At 49.5% G+C, this 929-nt stretch carries 8 tRNA genes and 1 rRNA gene; all 9 read right to left on the reverse strand.

The window, feature by feature from the left end:
* Positions 1-88: transfer RNA gene (locus tag KNP00_RS14025), tRNA-Leu, on the reverse strand.
* A gap of 9 nt (positions 89-97) precedes the next feature.
* Positions 98-172 (reverse strand) — tRNA-Gly (locus KNP00_RS14030).
* A gap of 15 nt (positions 173-187) precedes the next feature.
* Positions 188-268: transfer RNA gene (locus tag KNP00_RS14035), tRNA-Leu, on the reverse strand.
* A 38-nt stretch (positions 269-306) separates the two neighbouring features.
* Positions 307-382 (reverse strand) — tRNA-Lys (locus tag KNP00_RS14040).
* A 12-nt stretch (positions 383-394) separates the two neighbouring features.
* Positions 395-470 (reverse strand) — tRNA-His (locus tag KNP00_RS14045).
* A 10-nt stretch (positions 471-480) separates the two neighbouring features.
* Positions 481-556 (reverse strand) — tRNA-Thr (locus KNP00_RS14050).
* An 8-nt stretch (positions 557-564) separates the two neighbouring features.
* Positions 565-640, reverse strand: a tRNA-Phe gene (locus KNP00_RS14055).
* 19 nt (positions 641-659) lie between these two features.
* Positions 660-735, reverse strand: a tRNA-Asp gene (locus KNP00_RS14060).
* Positions 736-810: 75 nt separating this feature from the next.
* Positions 811-927: ribosomal RNA gene (rrf, locus tag KNP00_RS14065) — 5S ribosomal RNA — on the reverse strand.
* Between the last annotated feature and the right edge of the window lie 2 nt (positions 928-929).

The following is a 929-nucleotide window of genomic DNA, read 5'->3' on the forward strand; positions in this document are numbered from 1 at the left end:
TGGTGCGGTCGAGAGGACTTGAACCTCCACGGTGTTAACCACCACTAGGCCCTCAACCTAGCGCGTCTACCGATTCCGCCACGACCGCATATTTAAATGGAGCGGAAGACGGGATTCGAACCCGCGACCCCGACCTTGGCAAGGTCGTATTCTACCACTGAACTACTTCCGCGTAAGTATTTAGAGATGCGGGTGAAGGGACTCGAACCCCCACGTCAAAGACACTAGATCCTAAGTCTAGCGCGTCTACCAATTCCGCCACACCCGCATATAAAATTACGTAATGAATAAAAAAATAATGAGAAATGGTGAGCCATGCAGGGCTCGAACCTGCGACCCTCTGATTAAAAGTCAGATGCTCTACCAACTGAGCTAATGGCTCATTAAATTTTAATGGGGCGGCTGAAGGGAATTGAACCCTCGAATGCCGGAATCACAATCCGGTGCGTTAACCACTTCGCCACAACCGCCATGAAAAAATGGTGCCGGCGAAAGGATTCGAACCCTCGACCCTCTGATTACAAGTCAGATGCTCTACCAACTGAGCTACACCGGCGTGTTATATGGTGGCTTTGGACGGAATCGAACCGCCGACACAAGGATTTTCAGTCCTTTGCTCTACCAACTGAGCTACAAAGCCATACGTATAAAAATAAAAATGGCGGTCCCGACGGGATTCGAACCCGCGATCTTCTGCGTGACAGGCAGACATGTTAACCCCTACACCACGGGACCGTTTTAAGTCATATCGACTTTACCTATTTTAAAGGTCAATTTATGTAAAGTCAATAACTTTTTTAAAAAAATAAAGCCTGGCAACGTCCTATCCTCACAGGGGGGGATCCCCCAACTACTTTCGGCGCTGAGACGCTTAACTTCCGTGTTCGGCATGGGAACGGGTGTGGCCGTCTCGCTATCGCCACCAGACT

Origin of the sequence: Exiguobacterium qingdaonense (genome assembly GCF_018617855.1) — a bacterium.
GTDB classification, from domain to species: domain Bacteria; phylum Bacillota; class Bacilli; order Exiguobacteriales; family Exiguobacteriaceae; genus Exiguobacterium; species Exiguobacterium qingdaonense.